Below are 24,613 nucleotides of genomic sequence, written 5' to 3' on the forward strand. Positions count from 1 at the left end.
AGAATTTTTGAAGCGAAAGATCTAGATAGCATGAATTGCCGTTTTATTGGTTTTAGATAAGAAACACTGCAAAATATAGCGTATTCTGCATGGGTAAAGAAGAACGTTTTAAGGTTTAGAGTTTATGTTGTTAGCTTCAGCGAGTATTGGACGCAAGCTGCTGGCCTCATTCTTAGTGATGGCACTGTTGGTTCTATTGTCTGCATTGATTGGTGTTTCTGGTTTTAGCTTTGTAGCAAAAACCGAAAGAAACGTCGTTGATTCGGCGCTTCCTGCCATGATCGAAGCTCGTCAGGTTTCTGAGTTGAGTAACCGTATTATTTCGTCAGTACAAACGCTTTCTAATGCGAGAAATGAAGCACAAAGAAAAAAGGCTGGCACAGTACTATTCGACCAACTTGAGTCGCTTCTTCAGCATATCAAAGATCTTGGTGTCGATAGTTTCGATTCTCAACTTCTTAACAAACTCGAAAATAATGTTCAAAGCGTTATTAACACTCTGGCTGAGTTGGGTGTGTCGGTTGAGCGTAAGCTTTGGTTAAACAAAGAGCTGTCGTCTCGTGTCGAAGAGATGCGCTTACTTGCCGAAGAGCTAGAGCAGTTGACGCGAACCCAAGTTTTGAACACGGCTACCATCGCGGTTGCTAACGTAACGCACATCTATGACCTGCTAGAAACCAAAGAAACGGATAAAGCCTACCAAGCCTTAGATGCGCTTGTAGAGGTTGACCTTGATTTGTCAGAGCGTCTGCATGAATTGCATTTGCTGGCGTTCAAAATGCTTAACCAAATTGAAGAAACGCAAACCGTTACCAACGTTGAGCGTATTCATCAAATCCAATCTGAGTTTGAATCCAATCTAAGGATCATGGCACGCCGTGTTAAAGCGGTCGAAGATCCTACTCGTTCAGCGCAGATGTCTCAGCTACTTGAAGAGCTCAGAAAACGCCAAGTCGTGTTCGATATTTCATTAGAACAATATGAGAACACCAAAAAGTCAGAGTTTCTGATGCAAAATACGCTGGAGTTGTTCTCTCAATTGAATACAACAGTTAACCAACTGGTTGATGATTCGAACCGAAGCACCAAAAAAGCGGTTGATGAGCTGACCAGCACGTTGAATCTTGCTCAATGGTCACTGTCTGTGATTTCGGTTATTGGTTTGGTTATCGTCGCATTTATCGTGTGGCGAGTGGTGTATATCTCAGTCGTGAAACGCCTTACTGAATACTCATCGGCCTTGATGTCTATCGCACAAGGTCGCCTGAATATTGATATCTCGGTTAAGGGTAATGATGAGTTGGCTCATATGGGCGAGGCGATCATCACTGCTAGAAATACCGCGCAGGCGCTGCAAGTGGTTGCGGTGGGTGAAGCAAAGGCGAAACGCGAACTTGAAGAGCACAAAGAACACTTAGAAGAGTTGGTCACAGACCGAACCTATCAGCTGCAGAAGACCAATGAGAAGCTAAATATCGAGGTGGGCAATCACGCTAAGGCTCGCAACGCCGCAGAACAAGCAAGCCGAGCAAAGTCCGCTTTCCTTGCGACGATGAGTCATGAAATACGAACGCCGATGAACGGTGTATTAGGTACTGCAAGATTGCTCAAAGATACAGGGCTAGACCCGTTGCAATCCGGCTATGCTGACATCATTAACCGCAGCGGTAAGAACCTACTCGCGATTTTGAATGACGTGTTGGATTATTCCAAGATAGAAGCGGGGCATCTGGAAATCCGCACGGCGTCGTTTGACCTTCATCAGATGGTTCAAGATACCTACCAATTGATGGAAGGGCGTGCCGCTGAGAAGAAGCTGAATTTTGATTTCCATATTGAAAGTGACGTGCAACGCTATTGGCGTGGTGACGTAACTCGAATCAGCCAAATCTTGAATAATTTGGTCGGTAACGCGATTAAGTTTACAGAAAGTGGCTCGGTCGATATCTTTATCAGCTTAGATATCGAAGATGAAAATCGAGTGATGTTTGAAGTGTCAGATACTGGTGTCGGAATTGACACAAGCGAGCAAGCTTGTCTGTTTGATGCCTTTACCCAAACCGACAGCGGTCGCAACAAAACGGGTGGCACAGGGCTTGGGTTAGCGATCAGTAAAAGCATCATGTTGGCAATGAACGGGGATATTGGCGTTCATTCTGAAGAAGGCGAGGGCAGCCAGTTCTGGTTCTCACTGCCACTTGAAGCCGGTGAGAAAATTGAAACGAAAGTACCGGTCATTGAAGCTTGTATTCGAGCTAAAGTACTTCTGATTGAAGACAACCCTGTAAACTGCATCGTTGCTGAAGGCTTTTTGCATAATCTAGGCCACGAGGTCGTGATTGCGACAACTGGACAAGAAGGGAGAGCCATATTCAGTGAGCAAGAGTTTGATATTGCGCTGGTGGACATTAACTTACCGGACTGTGATGGCGTCGAGCTAATTCAACAGCTCAAAGACGATGCGAACCAGCAGAAAAATGAAGAAGGCGTGATACGCGAAGTACCACCAATGATCGCAGTATCGGCTCATGTGTTCAACGAGGAAGTCGAGAGTTATTTAGCCTCAGGGTTTGATGGTTTCTTGCCTAAACCGCTAGAAAAGGAAGCACTTTCTCAGCTCATCGTTGCTCAACTCGATGGTAAAACACTATTGTTGCCACAGCCCGATCCAAATGATGCTGTGTGTAAGCAAAATGGTAACCGTGTTATTAAGGGGAACAGTGATGAATTGTACTCGACACAGATGGTTGAACTTTTGGCTAAGCACACTACTATAACTGACTCTCAAGATGAAGGAGACGTTCCGGTGAAACTGATTGATTCCAAAGTGATAGAGGGTGACCTATCGATTCTTGGTTTAGAGAAAATGAAGCAAATCGTTGTGCTTTTCGAGGAGAGCAGCAACCTTACTTTGAATGAATTAGTCGAGGCGAGTGAAGCCGATAATGGACGAGAAGTGAAGTCTTTGGCGCACAAGCTTAAAGGATCTGCAGGTAGCTTGGGTTTATCAGCACTGTACAGTTTATGTCAGAGCATTGAAGCAAGTGAAGCCCCATTACTGCAGTACAGAGATAACGACCAAGCTTTATCTGAATTGGTTAAAGATTCGTTAGAGGCTCTCCTCCCTTATGTTTCTGCTTAATGGTGTAAGTTTGTTTTAAGCAATACCCAATCAGCAAGACCAACAAAAAATCCTCTGTACGAATATCGTCAGAGGATTTTTTATATCGAGCAAGTGAGCCTTCTTTCAGAACGACTAGCCTCTTAAAACTAATCTCTCCCAAGAGCTAGAACTAAAACCAAGGCTTATTACTTATTATCTATTTTCAAAGCGGTTGTAATCCAACAAACCAAACTCAATTGGTTGGTCTTGTTGATACCAACGATGCACTCGGTCACTGAATGGCCAGAACTCGCTAGAACTGCGTCGTACCGCAAACTTGTCTAGCAAAGCCACGTAGTCTTCTTCTGTGTTTAAGTTTTGTAGCGCTTTAACCAGAGTCGGAATCTCATTCTCGGTTAATGACAGGTAAGCCGCAGGGTAGCTACCGACAACGCCTCGTACGAGCGTAAGGTCATCATTGGCATAATCGCGGTTACCTTCTTCATTAAAAAGGCTAGAAATGTTGCTGTGAGCGTTATTGTGAATCATGGTGAACAGCTGCTCTTCGCCGTTTTCGCCTTCAATCATGGTCATGACTAATTGAGGTACATGACGTAGGCCTTCTCCCTTAATCAAATTCACTTGATTGAGCAGTGCTTCATTCTTTTTACCAAAACCTGTTTCAACAATATCAAAGCGATTATCGAGGACAGGTGCGAGCTTATCTTTGATCATGTTAAGCAGTTCACGTTTAGGATCGGCCGTTTTGTAAACCACACTGGTTGGTTGTTCAAAAGGTGCAATATTACGCTGCAAGTAGTCGCTCAATTGTGTGCTTTGGTTTTTATACCAACTTGAGTGTTCAATATGTCGCACGTCTTTAGGAAGAAGGGTTAAGAAATTACTTTCACCTTCAAGGCGTAAGAAGTCCATGAACATGCGTGTAATCAGTTGGTGGCCAAAGTTACCGTAGACATCGAAGCCTGCGACGAGAAGATAATGAATGCGTTCTAAAAGAGCATAATCAAGAATCCATGCCGTCTTAGGTTGCGTGCCAACTAACCCTTGCACAACAGATGCGCTATCAAAATGTCTAAAGATGGTGAGGGCTGCATTTGGGTTGACGCCATCGCCATCCCAAATGATGTCAGTGTCCAGGTTTACGCCACTTTCAAACCATTGGTTGGTGAAGTCTGATTTGGCATTTAGGTATCGTGCTTGTTGCTTCGCGTATCTTACCCAATTAGTGACAGGAACCGTATTGCTGTCTAGCTCACTAGGTAGCTTTAAGTTTTTCTTTTGGCTCGCGTAGAAGGCGTTTATTTCTGGTAAGTCGGCTTTCTCGGGGTCAATGAAGAAAATCCAAAAACGATCGTTAATCACGTTTAGAGCAAGTTGACCTCGACACACTGGCCCTTTGATAAAGGCCATGATGGTGTTTTGAGCATTGTCCAACATGAAGTGGAAGCGCGAGTTTACTGGCAGCGCTTCAAACGAAGTCATTGGGTTAGCAGAAACATCAATGTTGTAACTAGGAAGTTGTTTTACTGAGTAATTCGCATCGACAAACCAGTTATTCCACTTTTGTAGACGTTCTTTATTAAGTGCGAAAGGCATGTGCGTTTTGTCGACGATGCTGCCTTGCTCTGGAATCAGGCGGTAGTAAACACGGTCTACTTTTGGATCGTCATAAGGGCGACGAGTCGTGATGCGTTTTACCGCTTCACCTGGTGGTGTTGCAGAGCGAACAACAGTGAAGAAACGTGTGGGTTGAGCTAAATCAGAAAAATAGACGTGAGATAAAAACAGGTGCTCATAGATGTAACGAGCTGAAAGTTGGCTCTTATTGTCACTTTTATTTAAAAAGCTTTCGTAGACATTAACGAGCTCTTGTTCCGCATCATTCAGCGGGATATGGTCGTTCATCAACGCGCCATTTTCTAACCAACTCATTAAAGTTGCGTATTCTGTTTTATCTAAATTCGGCATCCCATACGGCATTCCCCAAGTTGGGTAATCTCTCTCATATTGGGCATACTCTTCAATCGTTGGGCACTGTTGGTCTCGGTCGGTTGAAAAGTCGAAACCTTCTAGCTGGGTTTGATCGGGTAGAGGGTGATTCTCTTTCTGGATCAACATACGAGAAACAAGACCTGCATCGAGGTTAGCGGTTGAGTTCTGCATACGCTCATTGAGGACAGGATGAAAATCCGCATCACGCCACTCTTGTGTGGTTATAGCATCTTCAAACAAGCGAGTAGGGGCAGAAGCAGTTAAACGGGTACCTTGATAAACGAGTGCTTTGCTTGCACCTCGGTCTATACCTTCTACTGAAGACATCTTTAACTGGCAGGGCGCATCATAACAAGCGTGACAAACCACGCATCGGTTATCAATGATGGGTTTTACTTCGTTAATGAAGTGCTGTGCTTGAGCCGAAAGAATAGGGGCTTGGCGATCGCGTACTTGTTGCTCACCAAATAACTCGTCGAAGTTTAAACCTGCGTAGACGGCACAACCTGAGAAGACGCTAACAAAAGCTAAAATGAAGAGTTTTTTCAAATTCATACGTATTTATATATTAAGCATTTTCTCTAATTATATCGAAAATGATTGAAAATGCTCATGTTCTAACAATCTTATAGATAAGATCTTGATGGAACCGAGTAACTTGTCGATGCACGTCACTCGCTTTTGCTCATAAATTAGGGCTTAGACCCAGCCAGATTAAGCACTAAGAGCTAACAGCCATGAGCTAAGAGTAAGACTCATTGATTGACGTAACAAACAGAGAAAGGGACAGACAATCGCTCAAACTCTTTGATCCAGCGCCACTGGTTGTCTTGCAGCTTATCTCCTGGGCCTTTGACTTCAATCCAATGAAACCGTTCGTCTTTGAACGCAATCAAATCGGGCATCCCGGTTCTAAATAGTTTTAAGTCACTCAATAACACTTTGAAGAGGTCGATAATCAAGGTGTTAGGAATAGCTTCCGTGCTGTGTTCGATGAGTGCTTTAGGGAAATGATTCCAATGAACAAAGGGATTAGCGATGCCTTGCTTTTCATCGTAGTTCTCAAGTAAGTGGTTCAGCCCGTGTTCGGATAGGGTTTGGAACACAGCTTCAATTTGCTCGGCTCGTTTGTCTATAAAGTCTGAGTGATACAAGTCCAGTGGCCGATGTTGGTAACGATTGATAAAAGCACCTTCGACATCAGAGAAAATGACATCCCAAAAAGCCAAACCGAACAAACCACACAGAAAACTGTTTTCAGAAAAGTAGACATCCCAGCCCTGGCTTTCAAAATGTTGCTTTACCGCAAGCTCGACTCGCGTTTGGCTGAGGTCTAATTCCAGTTTTATCTGCGCGCAACTTGGCTTTGAAGGGCGAGGGACCTTGTGGCCCTGCTTCCGTAATAACCTCTGTTCAAGCTTAACCGCGACCTCTAGCTCTGACACATCCGATGGAGTAGCTTGCATTTGCGTGACAGTGTCATGCATTAAGTCTAACTCTCCTTGTTTGTCATAGATGCGCGCAAGTCGTTCTCTGCTCGGAGGAAGTTCCGATTGTTTGAACCAAAAGGTAGCTTGGTCATTTTGGTTAAGCCTTTCTAGGTCACGTGCGAGGTCATTGATCAATCGCGATCGTTTTCTAGCAATGCTTTTGTGTTCTGACTCTTCAGAAATCGAGTTTAAAAGCAGCTCCAGAAACTCACCGTCTTTGCGGTCACCTTCTGAATACAAGCGTTGAATATCGCGTATCTGGAGCAATTGATTGAGTTGATCTCTAGAAGTGAAGAAGCGGCGCTGTTTGCTTAATGGATAGTTCTCAAAGGTATTGAACCCAAGGTCGCTTAACACGAATTGGCTTAAGTCTTGATAGGTGTTGGCAAAGAATAGCAACAGTAATACATCAATCACTTGAGATTGGACGACATAAATACAGTCGAAGGTTAGGTTTCGAAATTGGTCGAAAGACTGCTGATCAAGCAGTAACAACAGCTTATCTTTCTTGGCAGATCTGTTGCTCTTAAGGGCGGGGAATACATTCAACAGCTCTGGTTTAGTGAGTAAGTGCAATCCGAGTTCGACCTCATTAATTACGAGGTTATGTTGCTTTGTGGGATGACTTAACATAATAAAGCCTGAGTCGCTCAGCTCTTGTAGTGTGCTATTTAAGTCAGGAATTTCTAGATAGTTGAGTTTATCGCTGCGAAACCAACAGCCTTTACGAGAAAGTAAACGAACCATTAAACATTGGCTTGAAACAGAAAGACGTTTGTATTCAGACAACCAACGGCACTCATCGTCACTCAGAAGATCAGGGTAGAGCGTTTGCGCGTGTTCAACCAATCGATTGAAGTTGTCGAGATAATAAGTAGGGGAGAGTTGGGGAGTAGTTTCGGTCGTCAATGGAGAAGTCGCTTGATACAAAAAGAGCCTAACCCTAAGGTTAAGCTCTTCAGTAACAAATTCAATCTTTTCTGTTGATTAAGCTTGTGATGCTTTTAGTTCAGCAACTTTAGCTTCAGAGATTGGCTTAGTGATGATTGCTAGAACAATACACACTGCCATCATAACTGCAGAGATTGTGTAAGCTAGGCCGTAACCTTCGCCGTTTGACATTGAGAAACCAACAACTGCTGCACCGATAGCGCCGCCGATACCCCATGCCGTGTAAAGCACGCCGTAGTTAGTACCGTAGTTTTTCAGGCCGTAGAACTCAGCAGTTAGTGTTGGGAATACTGCTAGAAGCGTACCGTAACCAACAGCTGCGATTGCTGTACCAATGATTAGCGTGAATTCAGAGTTGAACGTAGCGAATAGAGCCATGTTCGCGCCTTGAAGGATGAACGCTAGAAGTAGAGTACGTACGCCACCGATTTTATCTGCAAGCATACCCGCAGCAACACGGCCGCCTGAGTTGAATACAGCAAGGATAGACGCTAGGTAAACCGCGTTTGGTAGGTTCGCTTGAACGCTAGCAATCGTAGTGATGTTACCGATGATCATAAGACCAACAGAAGCAGCAAATGCGTACATGATCCATAGAGAGTAGAACTGAGGAGTCTTCAGCATTACTTTCCACGTTAGGTCTTCAGTCTTCTTAACCGCTTTAGGTGCTTGGCCTTCTTTTACTTTAGGCTCAGCTGGCGTGTAATCCGCTGGTGGGTTGTTGATCGTTGCCGCTAGAGGTACTGCGATTGCAAGTACACCAACACCAAGAATCATAAAGCTTGTTTGGATACCCATGCTATCGATTAGCGCAGAAGTTAGTGGTGCTAGGTAAATAGCAGCAAGACCGAAGCCAGCAGCGATTAGACCGTTAACCATACCTTTCTTAGAAGAATGGAACCACTTCATTGCTGATGGAGAAAGACATGCGTAACCGAAGCCGATACCAGCACCTGTCATCACGCCAAACGTTAGGTTTAGCATCATAGGTGTTGTTGCGAAACCAGAAGCAATCATACCTAGGCCAGTAAGCGCTGTACCTAGGATAAGGATCTTACGTGGACCCATACGGTCTTGTAGGATGCCCGCAACAAGAAGACAAACAGAGAATGTGATAGTTGCAATAGCGTAAGGTGAAGATGCTTCAGCAGCACTCCAACCAGCTTCAGTTACTAGCGCTTTGTTAAATACACTCCAAGCATACAGGATGCCAAGACAAAGGTTGATACAGAAGCCTGCTAGCAGGATACGTGTTGCTTTATCAATCTTGCTCATTTTTATTCTCAGTTTTGTCATCGGTTAGTGGAGAGCCACTTAACTAAAGACGGGTTATTGTGATTGTTTCTTCAAAATTAGTTTGCGTTTATCAACAGATAGCGCAAAAGAGCGCGGATTATAACCAATAAAAATGTGATTGGAATCTCTTTTTCCATTTTTGGTAAATTAAATTCAGTTTGTTAATGGGTTGTTTTTCATTGGTTTTCAAAATGTTTTTAACACCTTTCTATTTTGTTCTTTTTCGCCCTGTTACCCAATTATTCCTGGGATTTCGAGGTGATAAATTTTTAGTAGACTCGTATTCCGTGCGGATATCACAGAGTTGCAAAAAATTTTAATTAATTTCCAAGGTTAAATTTGTGTAACAAAATAAATCGAAGTAGTGCTTTTTTCATATGAGACAAGGAGTAACGGAGTTCTATTAGAAACAATATGTTAACCAATTGTTAATAGTGGTTTTTGAAGGTGCTTTTGCTTACATTTTGTTCGATCTGAGGGGTTGTGTTGTTGGGAAAAAGTGGGAAAATAGTACGCAAACTGAGATTCCAAAAATGAAAGGATGCGTTTCTAGTCTATTACGAGGCGAGTATTATGAAACTATTTTTAATTCTATTGATGTCGATTACTGGTGGTGTAGCAGCGGCTGATCATATTCATTCTTTCTTGTTCGGCTTCTACATCGCGGCATTGGCTGTAGGCAGTTGTTACTGGCTTGCATTCCGCAGCACGCGTTTCCCACAGTTGGCATTAGTGCTATTGATGTGTGGCTTTTTTGCAAAAATTGCAGTGACGGTTATCGGTGTTTCTTGGGGTATCTCGAACGATATCATTCAATCGCCGTTCATTTTCTCGTTGTCGTACCTGTTCTTCTTAGTGGTTGTGTCTTACGTTTGGTTTGCATACCGCGATAAACTGACGATGAAAAAGCGCGCTAAACAGGTAGAAGAGTCTCGCAAACAAGCGGCAGCATAATTCGATTTGATTCTTATAAAGCCTTCTTCGGAAGGCTTTTTTGATCCTGCTTACCTGAACTCTATTATTTGGTTGTGACGGCAGATAAAAGAAACCCCAGTATGGTGACATACTGGGGTTTCTTGTTATTTATCTATTATCTAACAGTTACCATCTACCGAAGACAACTCTGAAGGCGTGTTACTTCTTCATCATCTTAGCGAGATCGGCGAACGGGTTGTGTGTCGCTGACTGATGATCATCTAAACTCGCTTTTGCATCCACACCATAACGTTCATGGTCAGTGTATTTTGAATGCTCATGATCGTGACAGTACAGGCACAATAGCTCCCAGTTACTGCCATCTTCAGGGTTGTTTGTATGGTCGTGATCCACGTGGTGAACGGTAAGCTCTCGGAGGTTTGAGTAAACAAATTCACGCGCACATTTACCACATACCCAAGGGTACAGTTTTAGTGCTTTTTCGCGGTAGCCTTTCTCTTGGCGAGCATACGCTGCACTCGAGCCTGTGAAATCAGAAGACATTGCCAAATCCTTATCAATTGTAATCTCCCGATTTTATCACAGCTTTCTTTAACCTGTAGGCATGTCGTGACTAAATCATATTTCGTACTAACCGTTATGTGGCTTAGGTTTGATTGGGCACTTATCTTTTACGTGTGCTGTGTCATAAAGCAGGTTATGCCTTTCTGGAATAAGCCATGCTTAACAGTTTGAAAATAAATCGTATTCAGGGGTTTTAACCACAGGCATGTGACCTAATATCAGTTTGTGAGACCCTATATTAATAAGGAAATATCATGTCAGAACAATACACTCCGCCAAAAGTTTGGGTTAACGATACTGCTGGTGGTAACAAGTGGGCAAACATCAATAGTCCTGAATCTGGAGCTCGCTTTGATAAAGAGCTGCCTGTTGGTGACCATGCCTTTCAATTGTATTCTCTTGGCACACCTAACGGTCAAAAAGTCACTATCTTGCTGGAAGAGTTGTTAGCGGCGGGTGTTAAAGAAGCTGAATATGATGCGTACTTGATCAACATCGGTGAGGCTGATCAGTTCTCATCTGGCTTTGTTGGAGTGAATCCAAATTCTAAAATACCAGCACTTGTCGACAAGTCTGGTGACGAAGACGTTAATGTTTTCGAATCGGCATCTATCTTGATGCACTTAGCTGAAAAATTTGGTCACTTCTTACCAAAAGAAGGGGCAGCAAGAACACAAACCATTAACTGGTTGTTTTGGGCACAAGGTTCTGCCCCATTCCTAGGCGGAGGCTTTGGCCATTTCTATGCTTACGCTGATGAAAAGCAAGAGTACCCAATTAACCGCTTTGCGATGGAAGCTAAGCGTCAACTAGACGTGTTAGAGAAACAACTCGCAAATAACACATTTGTGGCAGGTGAAGAGCTAAGCATCGCTGATATCGCGATCTGGCCATGGTATGGCAACCTTGTGCTGGGCAAAATATACGATGCTGCTGAGTTCCTACAGGTTGAGTCTTACACCAACGTTGTGCGCTGGGCGAAGCAACTAGAAGCGCGCGAAGGTTTCCAACGCGGCCGAGTGGTTAACCGTTCATTTGGCGAAGAGTGGGAGCAAGTACCAGAGCGCCATTCTGCGGAAGACATTGACCGAGTTTTAAAGCTTAAGCCTTAGTCGCTTCAAAATTAACTCGCTGTACATCACTAGAGTTTGTTGTTGATTACTTCGAATAACAGACTCTAGTTTTCTCATTTCAAATTGATCCTTCCGAAAGCAAGCTCACCTATTTAGATTTAGCTATTAAAGGCGGTTTAGGTATAAACTTGCGACATCATAATTCTAAAGGATGGTGCCATGTACCACGGTCATATCTATTTCCCTTTGCGATTTGCAGAGCAGGCAGAAACACTGCGTCAGAAAATCCTCTCAGAACGTAAAGATGTGTTAGAAACTTTCCCATTAATCCAGCGTTTGGTTGGCCCGCATAAGATGCCGATGTTTGAAATTCACTTTGCTAACAAAGAGTCGGGTATTGTCGAGTGGCTTGAGCAAGAACGCGGTGATATGTCGGTGCTTATTCACCCGGTAACTGGCGGTGAAGAAACTTTGGATCACACAGTACGCGCGATTTGGCTTGGTCGTGAGCTGGGTGTCTTTGAAGAAACGCTAAGTAGCTAATCAAATATACCAATATTGTACTTAACTCATTCCGACCGGAAAATGCACGAATAATAAAAAGGCTCCTCAAATGAGGAGCCTTTGTTCTGTTTCAAGGAACCGTTTACCAAGAAACCGGTTATCAAGAGCCTCTGTTCGACGGGTTTAGCCGTTAAACAGAGTAGGGGGATTAAGCCTCTGCTGTCACTTTATCGCTGCTCATCTTTTTAAGAGCTGCGTAACCGAAGCCTGTTACTGCCGTACCTGCTGCAATCGCCACTAGGTACATAAGAACTGGAGAGATAGCACCAGGAATCAGTAGTACGAATAAGCCGCCGTGTGGAGCCATTAGCTGAGCACCAAACATCATTGATAGAGCACCAGTTAGTGCGCCACCTGCCATACAAGCTGGGATAACACGCATTGGATCTTTCGCTGCGAATGGGATTGCACCTTCAGAGATGAAACATAGACCAAGAACGAATGATGCTTTACCTGCTTCACGCTCGCCTGCTTCAAACTTGTCTTTCACTAGGAAAGTCGCAAGGCCCATACCTAGAGCTGGAACCATACCTGCTGCCATGATTGCTGCCATTGGTGCGTAAGTTTGCGAAGCCAGTAGACCAACACCGAATGTGTAAGCTGCTTTGTTTACAGGGCCACCAAGGTCGAAACACATCATAGCGCCTAGAATCACACCCAGAAGAATCGCATTAGACGTTCCCATGTTGTTTAGGAAAGTCGTCATTGCGCTCATCACGCCAGATACAGGGCCACCCACGATGTAAACCATCACAAGGCCAGTGAACAAACTCGCAATAAACGGAATGATCAGAATCGGCTTGAGGGCTTCCATGGATTGTGGAAGTTGAACCTTGTCGGCAATGAGTTTCGCTGCGTAACCGGCAATGAAACCTGCTGCGATACCACCTAGGAAACCTGCGCCCGTTGAGCTAGCCAACATACCGCCGATTAGACCTGGAGCCAGACCCGGACGGTCAGCAATTGAGAATGCAATGAAACCAGCAAGAACAGGAATCATTAGAGCGAATGCAGAACCACCACCGATAGTCATCAGTGCTGCTGCTAGTGTGCCTTCTTCTTTAAACGCTTCGATACCGAATACGAAAGATAGTGCAATGATCAAACCACCCGCAACCACCACAGGAAGCATGTGTGAAACACCTGTCATTAGGTGCTTGTACACGCCTTTCTTCTCGTCAGCAGGCGCTGAATTTGAAGAAGCTGTGTGCTGGTATGGCTTAGCTTCAGCAAAGGCTTTTTCAACTTCTTGCTTCGTCTTCTTAAGTGCAGGACCCGTTGTCGTTTTGTATAGCGCTTTGCCGTTAAAACGATCCAGTGGAACGTCGATATCTGCTGCGATGATAACAAGATCAGCGTCTGCGATTTCTTGGTCTGTCAGTTGGTTCTTAGCACCTACAGAGCCGCGAGTTTCCACTTTGATTTGGTGACCTAGGCGTTTGCCTTCTGCTTCAAGCGCTTCAGCTGCCATAAAGGTGTGTGCAACACCCGTTGGGCAAGCCGTAATCGCTACGATCTTTTTGCTGCCTGTCGCTGGAGAAGTACCAGTAACTTCCACTGTAGTCTCAACTTGAGAAGCGTCTAGTACCGTTGCTTCTGCTGCCGCTTTCTCTAGAAATGCTTTTGCATCTGCAGTGCATTCAGAGATAGCCGCTTGGTACACTTTCTTGCCAACAAAGCGCGCTTTATCAACGTTTGTGTTAGCTGCGATAACAACAACGTCGCTGCTGTCGATAGCGTCTTGCGATACTGGAGATTCAGGTAGTACGCTTGATTGACATTCAATAGCAGCGTTCCAACCCAGTGCTTTTGTCGCTTGCTCTAACAAGCCTGCGGCGATGATGCTGTTTGCTACGCCACTTGGGCAAGCTGTGATAATGGTAATATTCATAATAAACCTTTTGTCCTATTTGCTTGTGTCTAACTGGCTAGTTGGAGCACTAAGCGCCTGTAATTGGATATTTTGTAGTACTGAATCCAGCTCTTGTTGGCTGGTGATGCCCACGCCTACCTGTGAAACTGCTAGAGCAGATAGGGCGGTTGCGAATTTAATAAGTTCTGGTTTTGGCATCTGTTGCATGTGACCCCAACATAGGCCAGCAACTAAGGTGTCGCCTGCGCCTACCGTGCTCACCACTTGCATACGTGGCGGTTGAGCATGTAGCCATTCACCTTGGTTAAGCCACATCACGCCTTCAGCGCCAAGTGATACCACGATGTTATCGATGCCTTTTTCACTTAGGGCTTGGCCTGCGTGTTGGCATTGGTCACGTGTTGTCAGTTCTGCGTTGAACAGCTGAGACAGCTCTTCATCGTTTGGCTTAATTAACCAAGGTTGTGCATTGATACCGGCTTTAAGTGCGTCACGGCTGCTATCAAATAGCACCTTCTTACCTAAATCGTGTAAGCGTTGAACCCAAGAAGCGCAAAGCTCAGGAGAGATACCTTGTGGCAAGCTGCCTGCAATTACGAAGTAATCGTGCGTTTCAGCAAGTTCTAATAGGGTTTCTTCGAACGCTTTAATCGCGTCAGCATCAACAGGAACACCTGGGAAGTTGATGTCGCTTACTTGGCCTGAATTTTCTACCAGTTTTACGTTGATGCGAGTTGCACCGTCGACACGGATAAAGCGGTCAGTTGCGCCCATCTGTTCGAACAATTGGCAGAACGCTTCTTCGTTATTGCGACCAAGGAAACCCGTTACGGTCACTTTAGCGCCAAGCTCTGAAAGTACTTTTGCTACGTTTACGCCTTTGCCTGCTGCATGCAGAGAGCCTTTGTTTACTAGGCTAACCGAGCCAACATTCAGTGCGTCGATAGCACCTGTTAGATCCAAAGCAGGGTTTAGCGTTACGGTAACGGCTTTGATTTGTTTATCAGACATATCGATTCCTTAACCTTCGCCAAGGCCTGAAGCGATAGCTTTGCCAATCGATTCAAGTGCTTGTGCTGCGTCATCACCTTCAGCAACAAACTGAAGCTGGTGGCCGTGTTTAACGCCAAGAGCGATCACTTTCATCAAGCTCTTCGCGTTCACTTCTTTTCCGTCGCCATCTAGGTTTGAAACACGGATAGTTGATTCGAATTTCTTCGCTTCAGCAACCAGCATTGCGCCCGGACGAGCGTGTAGGCCGTGTGCGTTTTTGATTTTGAATACTGCGCAGTTGTCATCGTCTTGAGAAGCTGTAGAAACCGCTTCACCTTTTAGAAGGCCAATCACTTGTGCTGCATCAGCGGTTAACAGTTGTTGCTGTTTACCTTCGAAAACCATCTTGCTTAGGTTTGCCAGAATTGATTGGTGCGCGCTGTTACAAGCCGCGAATGCCACTAAGGCTTTCACTGGTGTGCCTTCAAACTCACAATGGTTGGCCGTTGAAACAAACGATACGCCAGTGCGAGTTACGCCCTTGTCGCTGCCCAACAACCATAAGCCTTGGCCTAGGTGAGTCGGTGTTTTCGTTACTAGGTCAGCAACGAATGCGTTGTCTGTGCAACCTGTGTTCTTAAGCAGGCCGCCCGCAACTGCAGACATTTGAATCATGTCGCTTGCAGGGAATAGGAGCTGAACTAAAGAAGCGTCTAGGTCGGCTTCTAGCTGAACTTCGCCATTAAGTAGGGCGATGATTTCGTCTTCTGATTTCGCTTGCTTTAGTTTCTCTTCAACACCGTCTGCCGCTAGAACTTTAGTTAGCTGTTTAAGGATGCCTAAGTGCTCGTCAGATTTCGCTGCAATACCAATTGCTACGTAAACACGGTTGCCGTCTGCCCAATCAATACCTTCAGGGAAGTGGTGTACTGCAACGCCTGTCTCTTTTACTAGGCTACGCGTGTCAGTGGTGCCGTGAGGAATCGCGATGCCGTTGCCTAGGAAAGTAGAGTTCTGGTTTTCACGGTTCAGCATTCCTTCAACGTAGCCAGAGTCCACTAAGCCCTTCGCGGTTAGGTCGCCAGCAATGTTCTGGATAGCTTTGAATTTGTCATCGGCCGTTTGACCAAGAGTGATGTCAGATTTTGATAATTTAAGCATGGTGCCTCTTTAGCGTATCGCTTGAGAATTTGTGTATCGCTACGATTCAGTCTAGAGCAAATGTTAGTGAGCTTTACTCGTTGCTTGCTCTTTGTTTTATCTTAGCTGAATCGGTTCAGCATTCAGTGTAAAAAAATTCAGCAAAGCCAATTCTGATAACCAAAATAGTTTTGCTGCGTGTCGTTAATTCGGTTTGGTTCGTTAGTAACGGAAAGTTAAATAACGAAAGGCTGATTAACGACAAGTGACGCTCAATCCATTCAAAAGGATGATTGAAGTCACTTTTCAGATTTTGCTGAATCCTTTCAGCTTTTATACTGAATCGATTCAGCATATAATTCAACTAATCCAAGGATCAGAAGATTGGTTATATGATCCTACGCACAAAATACAGGTCACCCATATGACACTAGATGAGATTGCCAAACTAGCCGGTGTGTCGAAAACGACAGCCAGTTATGTGATTAACGGCAAGGCGCAGAAATACAGAATCAGTGAGAAGACTCAGCAGAAAGTAATGGCGGTTGTCGACGAGTATAACTACCGTCCAGACCATGCTGCTTCATCGCTGCGTGCTGGTAATAGCCGTTCATTTGGTTTGATTATTCCTGATCTGGAAAACAGCAGTTACGCGCGTTTAGCAAAATTGATAGAGCAGAACTCACGTAAAGTGGGCTATCAAATCCTGATTGGTTGTTCTGATGATGACGCCGAAACCGAACGTAAAGTAGCGGAAGCGTTGGTAAGTCGTCGTATTGATGCTTTGCTGGTGGCGAGCTCTATGCCAGACGCTAACGAGTTTTACTTGAAGCTGCAAAACTCAGGTACACCCGTAATCGCGATTGACCGTCCGTTAGACGATGAACATTTTGCCTGCGTGATCAGTGAAGACTTCGAAGCGGCGTTTGAACTGACACATTCAATCCTTGATGACAACATTCACAGCGTTGGCTTAATCGGTGCACTGCCAGACCTGAACATTTCACGTGAACGTCAGTTGGGTTTTGAAGCCGCGAACAAAGCGCATACGTTGCAAACAGGGCTAAAAGATAACAAGCCAACGGTTGTTGGTTACGGTGAGCACTTTGACCGTGAATCTGGACGAGAAGTGTTTGAAGAGTGGATTGCTAGAGGTACAGTCCCTGATGCGATCGTCACTATGTCTTACACCTTACTGGAAGGTGTGCTTGATGTGATGGTCGAAAAGCCAGAGTTAGTGAATCAGGTGAAGCTGGCGACATTTGGTGATAACCGTTTATTGGATTTCTTGCCTTTCAAAGTTCATTCACTGCCGCAGCAATTTGAAGTTATTGCAGACAGCGCGTTTGCTTTGGCATTGAACGCTTCAGCAAAACGTTACCAGTCGGGCATCGAACTGGTGCCGAGAAGCTTAGTGAAGCGAGGTTAGCTTGAGCTCAGCGGTTAGCTAGGACTAAGCAGCTAACTAGAACTAAAGCGGTTAACTAGGACTAAGTTTTTAACTAGGACTAAGCTTTTAACTAGGACTAAGCAATAAGCCTAACTCTACAATAGCGACCACGCCGAGTAACAGGGCCAACACCTTCCAAAACTGGATTGGATTTCGGTTTATCAATGGCTGCTTGGCTTTGTGTTTCATTAGGTTTTGATTGGGGGTGTAGAGATCGGCGACAAAATCACCCAAAATCGGGTATCGCTCGTTAGGTGATTCAGCACACGCCTTTTGTAACACCAAATCAATCCAAGCTGGTAAATCTATTCGCTTTTGTGTCAGCGGCTGGTATTCCCATTGATGGTGGCGAGATTGTTTTAGAGATTGAGCGCTCATCTCAGAGTAGGGCAACTCGCCTGTTAGCATCTCATAACCAATCACAGCGATAGAGAACAAATCCGAGCTTGTCGTGGCCGTGTTGTATTTAATACTTTCTGGAGCGATGTAATTCACTGCGCCGGGTGGCGTGGGATCTTTGTCTGCTTGTTCTCCCTCCTCAATTCCCCTGATTAACACCGCACCAAGGTCGATGATTTTGATGTTGCCATCGCGTTGGATCATGATGTTCTCGGGCTTTAAGTCTCTGTGAACCATGTCGGCACGTTGTAATACACGAATACCTTGTGTGATTTTTTCTAGGATCTCGCGAACCTGTTCGAGCGAAGGCTTAGGGTTGTCGTACATCCATTGCCTTAGCGTCACCCCTTCAACCCATTCACAAATTTGATATAGGAATTGAGAGTGTTCTGGCGTTGGGTAAACCTTCATGACTTTCTTGTTATTTAACAAGATACCTGCCCATTGCTCGTTAAAGAAAGCTCTCAGCTGTGCTGGGTCGTCATGATATTGAACTGAAGGCACTTTGAGCACGAACTCTGTTTGTGTCTCTTTCTGCATCACTCGGTACACATGGCTTCTTGAACCTGCATACAACACCTCAAGCACCATAAAGTTGTCGATACTTTGCCCGAGTTTTAACGCGGGTGGGATGGCACGTTTAGCCAGCTTCTCATGGAATTCAATGAGCGAAGGTTTAGGTAGATGACTGACTTGAACAATCAAGCAGCTTACGTTGTCCGAACTGTTATGGCTTAACGCTGTGTTACATATGGTTTGAGCGGCGTATTCGAAATCTACACCGGGCTTATCGATGTGTTCTTTAAAGGTATTTGGAGACACAAACTCGTGTACACCATCAGATGTCAGGATAAAACAGTCGTTTTTTTTAATAGGAAGCGTTTGATAGTCAACGTTGAGTTGGTTATCCATGCCTAAGGCGCGTGTTAGATAATGCTTCTGTCCCATATTTTTACGGGTGTGGTCACGGGTCAGTTGGCGTAGTTCACCATTTCTTAATAGGTAAATTCGACTGTCACCCACATGGAATATATGTGCGGTATTCGACTTGAGAATCACACTGCTAAAGGTGGATACGAGCGCGTTATGGTTAACTTGCTGCGCGGGATGAATATTCGAAACAGAAGTGTTGAACAGCCAAGAGTTGAGTGACGTTAGGACTTTTTGCGCCGAACGCTGAATGCTCCAGCTATTTGGCGTGGCGTAGTAGTCATCAATGAATTGCATCACACTGGTGTGACTGGCTTTCTGGCCGTGTTCACTGCAACTTGCGCCGTCGGCTATACATGCAACACTGCCTTTTAGCTCTTGCTCAGCACGAGTCTTGGGGTGTTTTACGATGATGGCGTCTTGGTTTTCATCACGTATGCCTTTATTCGAATAACCACCAAACTTGAGTGTGAGTTGGTTGTTTGATTCCGGCGTGACGACTTGCCCTTGGCTGAATGAAATTGTCATAACTGTTCTTCTTCTTAACTGTTCTTCTTGCGTCCTTGAGAGAACATCCTAGGAAGAACAAAAGCCCTAGTGAACCTAGAGCCTTTGAACGCAGTACCAAAGTGGTGAAACACACCTTGGTACCACTCCCGATTCAATAATATCAATGCTTCATAGTACTGAGGCTAGTTCGATACGTTAATCAAGGTCACACTACCGTCGTCGTTTACTTCAGCGATTTGACCGTTAGGCTCTTCCATGAACAGTAGAGTCACAAAGCCAAGTACCGCTGTTGCAGCAATCACTAAGAAGAAGGTTTGGTAGCTCACGAATGACAACACAGTTAGGTAAACTACCGCACCCACGTTACCGTAAGCACCTGTCATACCTGCAATTTGACCTGTCATACGTCGTTTAATTAGAGGAACCGTCGCAAATACCGCACCTTCACCCGCTTGCACGAAGAAAGAACACGCCATCGCCGCGACAACCGCTAGCCATACAGGCCATGTGCTATCTACTTGACCCATTGCGAAGTAACCCACAGCAAGACCAATCGTTAGAATAAGCAGTGTTGGTTTACGACCAAATTTATCTGAAATCCAACCGCCACCTGGGCGAGACATTAGGTTCATAAAGGCATAAGCCGATGCAACCATACCTGCAAGAACCGGTGTTAATTCAAAGGTTTCAGAGAAGAACAGTGGCAGCATAGAAACCACAGCCAGTTCAGAACCAAATGTCGCGAAGTACAATACGTTCAGTACCGCAACTTGTTTGAATTTGTACTGGTGAATCTCTGGTACTTCTTCTTTGAATACGTTCTTGTTTACTTTCCAAACTTGCGACACTTCGTACACGTAAAGTGCTGCTAAACCTGCATACACAGAGTAAACCGCCATGTCAGACAACATGTTGATGTTGCTTGGTGATAGTTTCCAAGTCAGTAGCGCTAAAGCGGCATACATAGGGATCTTCATAATAAGTAGGAAGAAAAAGTCACCCTTTGATGTCACTTCCATTGCCGTTACTTGAGCTGGCTTGAAGTAAGTTGAACCTTTTTGTGTATCTGACACGTTTTTGTAGAAGATAAACGAGAACGCTAAGCTCATTACGCCAGTAATACCGACCGCATAACGCCAGCCATCTTCGCCGCCAAACGCTAACGCAAGAGTTGGAAGTGTAAACGCTGCTGCTGCAGAGCCGAAGTTACCCCAGCCGCCGTAAATACCTTCTGCCGTACCCAGTTCGTTGTGTGGGAACCACTCAGACACAAGACGAATACCGACAACGAATCCTGCACCAATGAAACCGAGTAGGAAACGAGCGATTGCCGCTTGAATGAAAGAGTCTGCCATAGCAAACATGAAACAAGGGATAGAACAGACAGCGAGAAGTGAAGAGTAGACCAACCTCGGCCCATATCTATCCGTTAACATACCTATCGCGACACGCGCAGGAATGGTCAATGCAACGTTGAGGATCAGGAGTGTTTTGATCTCTTCAGTAGAAAGACCAAGTGTGGTTTTCACCATTTGCAGTAGTGGGGCAAAGTTGAACCACACAACAAAGGTAATGAAAAAGGCCATCCAACTTAGGTGTAAGACCTTCATCTTACCCGTAAATGAAAGCAGCGAAAATTTTGTGTTATCCATGGTTTAAATCCTTTAAATCTGGAAAATTACCCGGTTTTAGCACCTGCGTTACTTCCGAACTTCGAACGCTTTTTATGTGCATAAACCCTGTGCCGAAATTGCGCACGCCGATAAGCGTTTGCATGATGGTGTCGGCGTTTGAGTTAACTGGCGATAGCAAGAGGTGCGAGAACTTGAACTTGTTCTCCTTGCTTGCGAACTTCAAATTTCACGAGCTTGAGATCAGGCTGTTCAAGACATTCGCCAGTTTCTAAGTGGTAATGCTGCTTGTATAAAGGTGAGGCCACGTAAGGCTCACCGCTTAATGAACCAATTATACCACGTGACATCACATTCGCCTTGCCGATGGGGTCGTAATTAGAGAGCCCATAAAGTGTGTCGCTACGCTTGCAGTAAAAAATAGCCACTTGGTTATCGTCTACTTTGGCGCAAATTCCCCCGTTTGGGGTTAGGTCGCGGGTGCTGCATACGGTTGTCCAATTTTCCATGACTTTCTCCTAGTCTAAACATAAAGCTAATAATCAATTTAATTTGGGTGATAGCCGACAGCAGTTTTCTTTGGCTGCGCGACTGTCGACTATCGATATTGGTTTAGTTGTTACTGATTCACTCACCATCCATTCGGTTTACGAAACTTCCGTAACTTCGATTTGGTCGGCTTTAGCAAGCTTTTCATCGCGTTGTGAATTCGAAGAATCACTCAAGCTCGGCTTAGGAAAGCGTTGCTCTCGCTCTTTGATGAAAGAGAGGCTAGTGTCCATTTCTTCACTGTTGATGTAGTGCTGGAAGCGCTTCATCTTCTCAGGGTTTTCAATGGTGGTTTTCCATTCACACTGGTACTTCTCGATGTTGAGTGCGATGTCCGCTTCGAGTTCTTCAGCAACGTTGAGCTTGTCTTCAATCACGACTTGCTTGAGGTATTCAATGCCGCCTTCAAGGTTCTCCATCCATACCGATGTGCGTTGTAGGCGGTCTGCGGTACGTGTGTAGAACATCAAAACGCGGTCGATGTATTTAAGGAGTGTGGTTTCGTCCAAATCAGTGGCGAATAGGTCTGCATGGCGAGGGCGCATGCCGCCGTTACCACAGATGTAGAGGTTCCAACCTTTGTCTGTTGCGATAACACCAATGTCTTTCGATTGTGCTTCTGCACATTCACGAGTACAGCCAGAAACCGCAAACTTGATCTTGTGTGGCGAGCGCAAACCTTTGTAGCGGTTCTCTAGTCGAATCGCTAAGCCAACACTGTCGTCGACACCGTATCGACACCAAGTGCTACCCACACACGATTTCACGGTACGAACCGATTTTCCGTAGGCGTGACCCGTTTCGAAACCTGCATCAATCAGCTTTTTCCAGATGATAGGCAGTTCGTTAAGTTGTGCGCCAAACAAGTCGACACGCTGACCACCGGTGATTTTGGTGTACAGGTCGAACTCTTTAGCGACTTCACCAAGTACGATCAATTTATCCGGTGTGATTTCACCGCCAGCAATACGCGGAACCACTGAGTAGGTACCGTCTTTTTGCATGTTGCCAAGGTAGATGTCGTTGGTGTCTTGCAGTTCGATGTGTTGATCTTCAAGGATGTAATCGTTCCAGTACGAAGCCAGAATCGAACCGACAGCTGGTTTACACACGGTACAGCCTAATCCGTTTCCGTGAGAATCTAACAGCTCATCAAAGGTCTTGATTTTGTTGACGCGGATGATGTCAGTCAGCTCTTGGCGAGAGTAAGCAAAGTGCTCACAGATATCGTTAGAGACTTCAACACCCAAGTTACTCAGTTCGCTATCGAGAACTTGTTTCGCAAGAGCAGAACAGCCGCCACAACCTGTTGAAGCATTGGTGGTTTCTTTCAGTGCAGCCATCGTGGTGCAGCCAGCAGATACTGCGTCTTTAATGTCGCCTTTAGTCACATCAAAACATGAACAAATAACAGCGCTATCAGGCAGAGCTTCAACACCCATTGCAGAGCCTGAATCATCGGCCACATTAGGCAAAATCAACACTGATGGGTTTTCAGGAAGGGGCATATCGTTTTGCTTGATTTGCAGTAGCGAGCCATAAGCTTCTGCATCACCGACCAATACCGCACCGACAATCTTTGTGCCGTCAGCTGAGATGATTAGGCGCTTATACACTTGTTCGATTTCATCGTTATAGGTATACGATTGAGCGCTTTCCGTCTTGCCGTGTACTTCACCAATACTGGCAACATCGACGCCAAGCAGTTTGAGCTTAGTGCTCATGTCTGCGCCGGTGAATGCAGCGTCGTCAGTACCGTCAGAGACAATATGCGAAGCCGCGATTTTTGCCATCGAATAACCGGGCGCCACTAAGCCGAAGATCTTGTTATCCCAAAGGGCACATTCACCAATGGCGTAGACGTTTTCGATATTGGTTTGGCAGTGGTTGTTGATGACAATACCGCCGCGCTCGCCAATTTCGACATCAGAGCTTCTTGCTAACTCATCTTGAGGGCGAATACCCGCAGAGAATACGATCATATCGGTTTCTAAATGGGTGCCATCGGCGAAGTTCATGCGGTAGCGAGCATTTTCGCCATCGACTATTTCAGAGGTCGCTTTCTCGGTATGAACTTGCACACCAAGGTCTTCAATTTTTCTGCGTAATAGGGCACCGCCACCGTCATCTAATTGAACCGCCATCAGGCGAGGCGCAAATTCAACCACATGGGTTTCTAAGCCAAGGTTTTTGACTGCGTTTGCGGCCTCTAAGCCAAGCAGACCACCACCAATCACCACGCCAGACTTGCTACCTTTGCTTGATAGTTCAATTGCGTCTAAGTCTTCAATAGTACGATAAACGTGACAGTGTTCTTGGTCGTTACCGGGAATAGGGGGAACAAAAGGGAAAGAGCCCGTCGCCAAGATTAGCTTGTCGTAACTTTCAACGTGGCCACTTTCAGTGATGACTTGTTGATTGGCAGTGTCTAGCTTGGCAACCTTCTGGTTCAACAAGTAGTTCACGCCGTTACTTTGGTAATACTCTTCACTGGTCAATGACAGGTCATCAGCACTTTTACCATTAAAGTAAGCCGTCAGTTGAACACGGTCGTACGCTAACCTTGGCTCTTCACTAAAAGTAATCACATCAAATTCATCACTGTCTGATTGCAGGATGTTGTCGATAAATTTGTGTCCAACCATGCCGTTACCAACAACGACGATTTTCTTCTTGCTCATAATCCATTCCTTATTCTCGGCGTTATCATCACTAGCATCTAATTTCTAGTAGTTAGTAAATGAATACCGGGTTGAGATTCCACTCAATTCATAATCATCAAGAAAAACAAAAAATGTTTTTTCTAACTCTTGGTTTTTAGTTGAGCAAGGAGGATGCCAGATTACGGCTTGTTCATTTAAATAAAAATTAATGCATGTTTTTCAATTATTTAAAAAATTTGGGTGGCACGCAATTACCCCTAAAGTGGTATGTAAATTTTTTGTTAGATTTATACAAATGAGCATTTGTGGTGCAACTTTCTGCAAGATGGTGCAAAAATTAAGTTTCTATCTTGGTTAATTTCTATTTTGATCATTTTTGATAGGTTTTCTTTTGTTAAGCTTTTGTTTTTATTGATTAATATTTCTTGCTTGTTGATTGCTATGAAGTGGCGTGTTATTTGCTTGGTTTGAATTATTACAATTAT

At 44.9% G+C, this 24,613-nt stretch carries 16 protein-coding genes; 5 read left to right on the forward strand and 11 right to left on the reverse strand.

The features are described 5' to 3' along the window. Nucleotides 1–124: 124 nt before the first annotated feature. Nucleotides 125–3,142 (forward strand): TMAO reductase system sensor histidine kinase/response regulator TorS, encoded by a 3,018-nt coding sequence (torS, locus tag BCV39_RS04580; RefSeq protein ID WP_102431513.1) that lies wholly within the window; start codon nucleotides 125–127, stop codon nucleotides 3,140–3,142. 174 nt (nucleotides 3,143–3,316) lie between these two features. On the opposite strand, the gene BCV39_RS04585 is transcribed toward torS, so the two are convergent. The 3 genes from BCV39_RS04585 to BCV39_RS04595 form a co-directional block, all read right to left on the reverse strand. Continuing rightward, the gene (locus BCV39_RS04585) at nucleotides 3,317–5,671 is read right to left on the reverse strand and encodes a fatty acid cis/trans isomerase (protein ID WP_102431514.1); all 2,355 of its coding nucleotides are present in this window, start codon (nucleotides 5,669–5,671) and stop codon (nucleotides 3,317–3,319) included. Nucleotides 5,672–5,871: 200 nt separating this feature from the next. Continuing rightward, on the reverse strand, nucleotides 5,872–7,536 hold the full coding sequence (locus BCV39_RS04590; protein ID WP_102431515.1) for a VRR-NUC domain-containing protein: 1,665 nt from the start codon (nucleotides 7,534–7,536) through the stop codon (nucleotides 5,872–5,874). A gap of 57 nt (nucleotides 7,537–7,593) precedes the next feature. Next, entirely contained in the window at nucleotides 7,594–8,832 is a 1,239-nt protein-coding gene (locus BCV39_RS04595; protein ID WP_102431516.1) for an OFA family MFS transporter, read from the reverse strand. Between the two features lie 594 nt (nucleotides 8,833–9,426). On the opposite strand from BCV39_RS04595, the gene BCV39_RS04600 reads away from it, so the two are divergent. Beyond that, nucleotides 9,427–9,807, forward strand: coding sequence for a hypothetical protein (locus BCV39_RS04600; protein ID WP_048660371.1), 381 nt, complete (start codon nucleotides 9,427–9,429; stop codon nucleotides 9,805–9,807). A 180-nt stretch (nucleotides 9,808–9,987) separates the two neighbouring features. Here the strand turns inward: BCV39_RS04600 and BCV39_RS04605 are convergent, their stop codons facing one another. Beyond that, on the reverse strand, nucleotides 9,988–10,332 hold the full coding sequence (locus BCV39_RS04605; protein ID WP_017060876.1) for a YajD family HNH nuclease: 345 nt from the start codon (nucleotides 10,330–10,332) through the stop codon (nucleotides 9,988–9,990). 275 nt (nucleotides 10,333–10,607) lie between these two features. Between BCV39_RS04605 and yghU the strand changes: the two genes are divergently transcribed. Together yghU and BCV39_RS04615 are read left to right on the forward strand one after the other, a co-directional pair. Then, complete coding sequence (yghU, locus tag BCV39_RS04610) at nucleotides 10,608–11,465, forward strand: glutathione-dependent disulfide-bond oxidoreductase (protein WP_102431517.1); 858 nt, start codon at nucleotides 10,608–10,610, stop codon at nucleotides 11,463–11,465. A gap of 180 nt (nucleotides 11,466–11,645) precedes the next feature. Next, nucleotides 11,646–11,969: a DOPA 4,5-dioxygenase family protein gene (locus tag BCV39_RS04615; RefSeq protein WP_052880068.1), complete on the forward strand. Its 324-nt coding sequence runs from the start codon at nucleotides 11,646–11,648 to the stop codon at nucleotides 11,967–11,969. A 169-nt stretch (nucleotides 11,970–12,138) separates the two neighbouring features. Here BCV39_RS04615 and fruA read toward each other — a convergent pair whose 3' ends face one another. The 3 genes from fruA to fruB are packed head-to-tail and all read right to left on the reverse strand — an operon-like array spanning nucleotide 12,139 to nucleotide 16,017. Beyond that, the gene (gene fruA / locus BCV39_RS04620) at nucleotides 12,139–13,881 is read right to left on the reverse strand and encodes a PTS fructose transporter subunit IIBC (protein WP_102431518.1); all 1,743 of its coding nucleotides are present in this window, start codon (nucleotides 13,879–13,881) and stop codon (nucleotides 12,139–12,141) included. Nucleotides 13,882–13,896: 15 nt separating this feature from the next. Next, entirely contained in the window at nucleotides 13,897–14,874 is a 978-nt protein-coding gene (gene pfkB, locus BCV39_RS04625) for a 1-phosphofructokinase (protein ID WP_102431519.1), read from the reverse strand. A gap of 9 nt (nucleotides 14,875–14,883) precedes the next feature. Continuing rightward, on the reverse strand, nucleotides 14,884–16,017 hold the full coding sequence (gene fruB, locus BCV39_RS04630; RefSeq protein ID WP_102431520.1) for a fused PTS fructose transporter subunit IIA/HPr protein: 1,134 nt from the start codon (nucleotides 16,015–16,017) through the stop codon (nucleotides 14,884–14,886). A 403-nt stretch (nucleotides 16,018–16,420) separates the two neighbouring features. On the opposite strand from fruB, the gene cra reads away from it, so the two are divergent. After that, nucleotides 16,421–17,425: a catabolite repressor/activator gene (gene cra / locus BCV39_RS04635; protein WP_102431521.1), complete on the forward strand. Its 1,005-nt coding sequence runs from the start codon at nucleotides 16,421–16,423 to the stop codon at nucleotides 17,423–17,425. An 87-nt stretch (nucleotides 17,426–17,512) separates the two neighbouring features. On the opposite strand, the gene BCV39_RS04640 is transcribed toward cra, so the two are convergent. From BCV39_RS04640 to nirB, 4 genes are all read right to left on the reverse strand, one after another. Continuing rightward, the gene (locus tag BCV39_RS04640; RefSeq protein ID WP_102431522.1) at nucleotides 17,513–19,303 is read right to left on the reverse strand and encodes a bifunctional protein-serine/threonine kinase/phosphatase; all 1,791 of its coding nucleotides are present in this window, start codon (nucleotides 19,301–19,303) and stop codon (nucleotides 17,513–17,515) included. A 164-nt stretch (nucleotides 19,304–19,467) separates the two neighbouring features. After that, on the reverse strand, nucleotides 19,468–20,937 hold the full coding sequence (locus tag BCV39_RS04645) for a NarK family nitrate/nitrite MFS transporter (RefSeq protein ID WP_102431523.1): 1,470 nt from the start codon (nucleotides 20,935–20,937) through the stop codon (nucleotides 19,468–19,470). A 143-nt stretch (nucleotides 20,938–21,080) separates the two neighbouring features. After that, nucleotides 21,081–21,425: a nitrite reductase small subunit NirD gene (nirD, locus tag BCV39_RS04650; protein WP_048660354.1), complete on the reverse strand. Its 345-nt coding sequence runs from the start codon at nucleotides 21,423–21,425 to the stop codon at nucleotides 21,081–21,083. A 138-nt stretch (nucleotides 21,426–21,563) separates the two neighbouring features. Beyond that, nucleotides 21,564–24,146, reverse strand: coding sequence for a nitrite reductase large subunit NirB (gene nirB, locus BCV39_RS04655; protein WP_102431524.1), 2,583 nt, complete (start codon nucleotides 24,144–24,146; stop codon nucleotides 21,564–21,566). Nucleotides 24,147–24,613 lie beyond the last annotated feature (467 nt).

The organism is Vibrio sp. 10N.286.55.E10 (genome assembly GCF_002872555.1).
In the GTDB taxonomy this organism is placed as follows: domain Bacteria; phylum Pseudomonadota; class Gammaproteobacteria; order Enterobacterales; family Vibrionaceae; genus Vibrio; species Vibrio crassostreae.

Bases quoted from the DNA above. Each gene is read 5' to 3' on its own strand.
- yghU (WP_102431517.1), top strand. From the start codon at position 10,608: ATGTCAGAACAATACACTCCGCCAAAAGTTTGGGTTAACGATACTGCT.
- nirB (WP_102431524.1), bottom strand. From the start codon at position 24,146: ATGAGCAAGAAGAAAATCGTCGTTGTTGGTAACGGCATGGTTGGACAC.
- BCV39_RS04640 (WP_102431522.1), bottom strand. From the start codon at position 19,303: ATGACAATTTCATTCAGCCAAGGGCAAGTCGTCACGCCGGAATCAAAC.
- BCV39_RS04595 (WP_102431516.1), bottom strand. From the start codon at position 8,832: ATGAGCAAGATTGATAAAGCAACACGTATCCTGCTAGCAGGCTTCTGT.
- nirD (WP_048660354.1), bottom strand. From the start codon at position 21,425: ATGGAAAATTGGACAACCGTATGCAGCACCCGCGACCTAACCCCAAAC.
- pfkB (WP_102431519.1), bottom strand. From the start codon at position 14,874: ATGTCTGATAAACAAATCAAAGCCGTTACCGTAACGCTAAACCCTGCT.
- BCV39_RS04645 (WP_102431523.1), bottom strand. From the start codon at position 20,937: ATGGATAACACAAAATTTTCGCTGCTTTCATTTACGGGTAAGATGAAG.
- BCV39_RS04585 (WP_102431514.1), bottom strand. From the start codon at position 5,671: ATGAATTTGAAAAAACTCTTCATTTTAGCTTTTGTTAGCGTCTTCTCA.
- fruA (WP_102431518.1), bottom strand. From the start codon at position 13,881: ATGAATATTACCATTATCACAGCTTGCCCAAGTGGCGTAGCAAACAGC.
- torS (WP_102431513.1), top strand. From the start codon at position 125: ATGTTGTTAGCTTCAGCGAGTATTGGACGCAAGCTGCTGGCCTCATTC.
- cra (WP_102431521.1), top strand. From the start codon at position 16,421: ATGACACTAGATGAGATTGCCAAACTAGCCGGTGTGTCGAAAACGACA.
- fruB (WP_102431520.1), bottom strand. From the start codon at position 16,017: ATGCTTAAATTATCAAAATCTGACATCACTCTTGGTCAAACGGCCGAT.
- BCV39_RS04615 (WP_052880068.1), top strand. From the start codon at position 11,646: ATGTACCACGGTCATATCTATTTCCCTTTGCGATTTGCAGAGCAGGCA.
- BCV39_RS04605 (WP_017060876.1), bottom strand. From the start codon at position 10,332: ATGTCTTCTGATTTCACAGGCTCGAGTGCAGCGTATGCTCGCCAAGAG.
- BCV39_RS04600 (WP_048660371.1), top strand. From the start codon at position 9,427: ATGAAACTATTTTTAATTCTATTGATGTCGATTACTGGTGGTGTAGCA.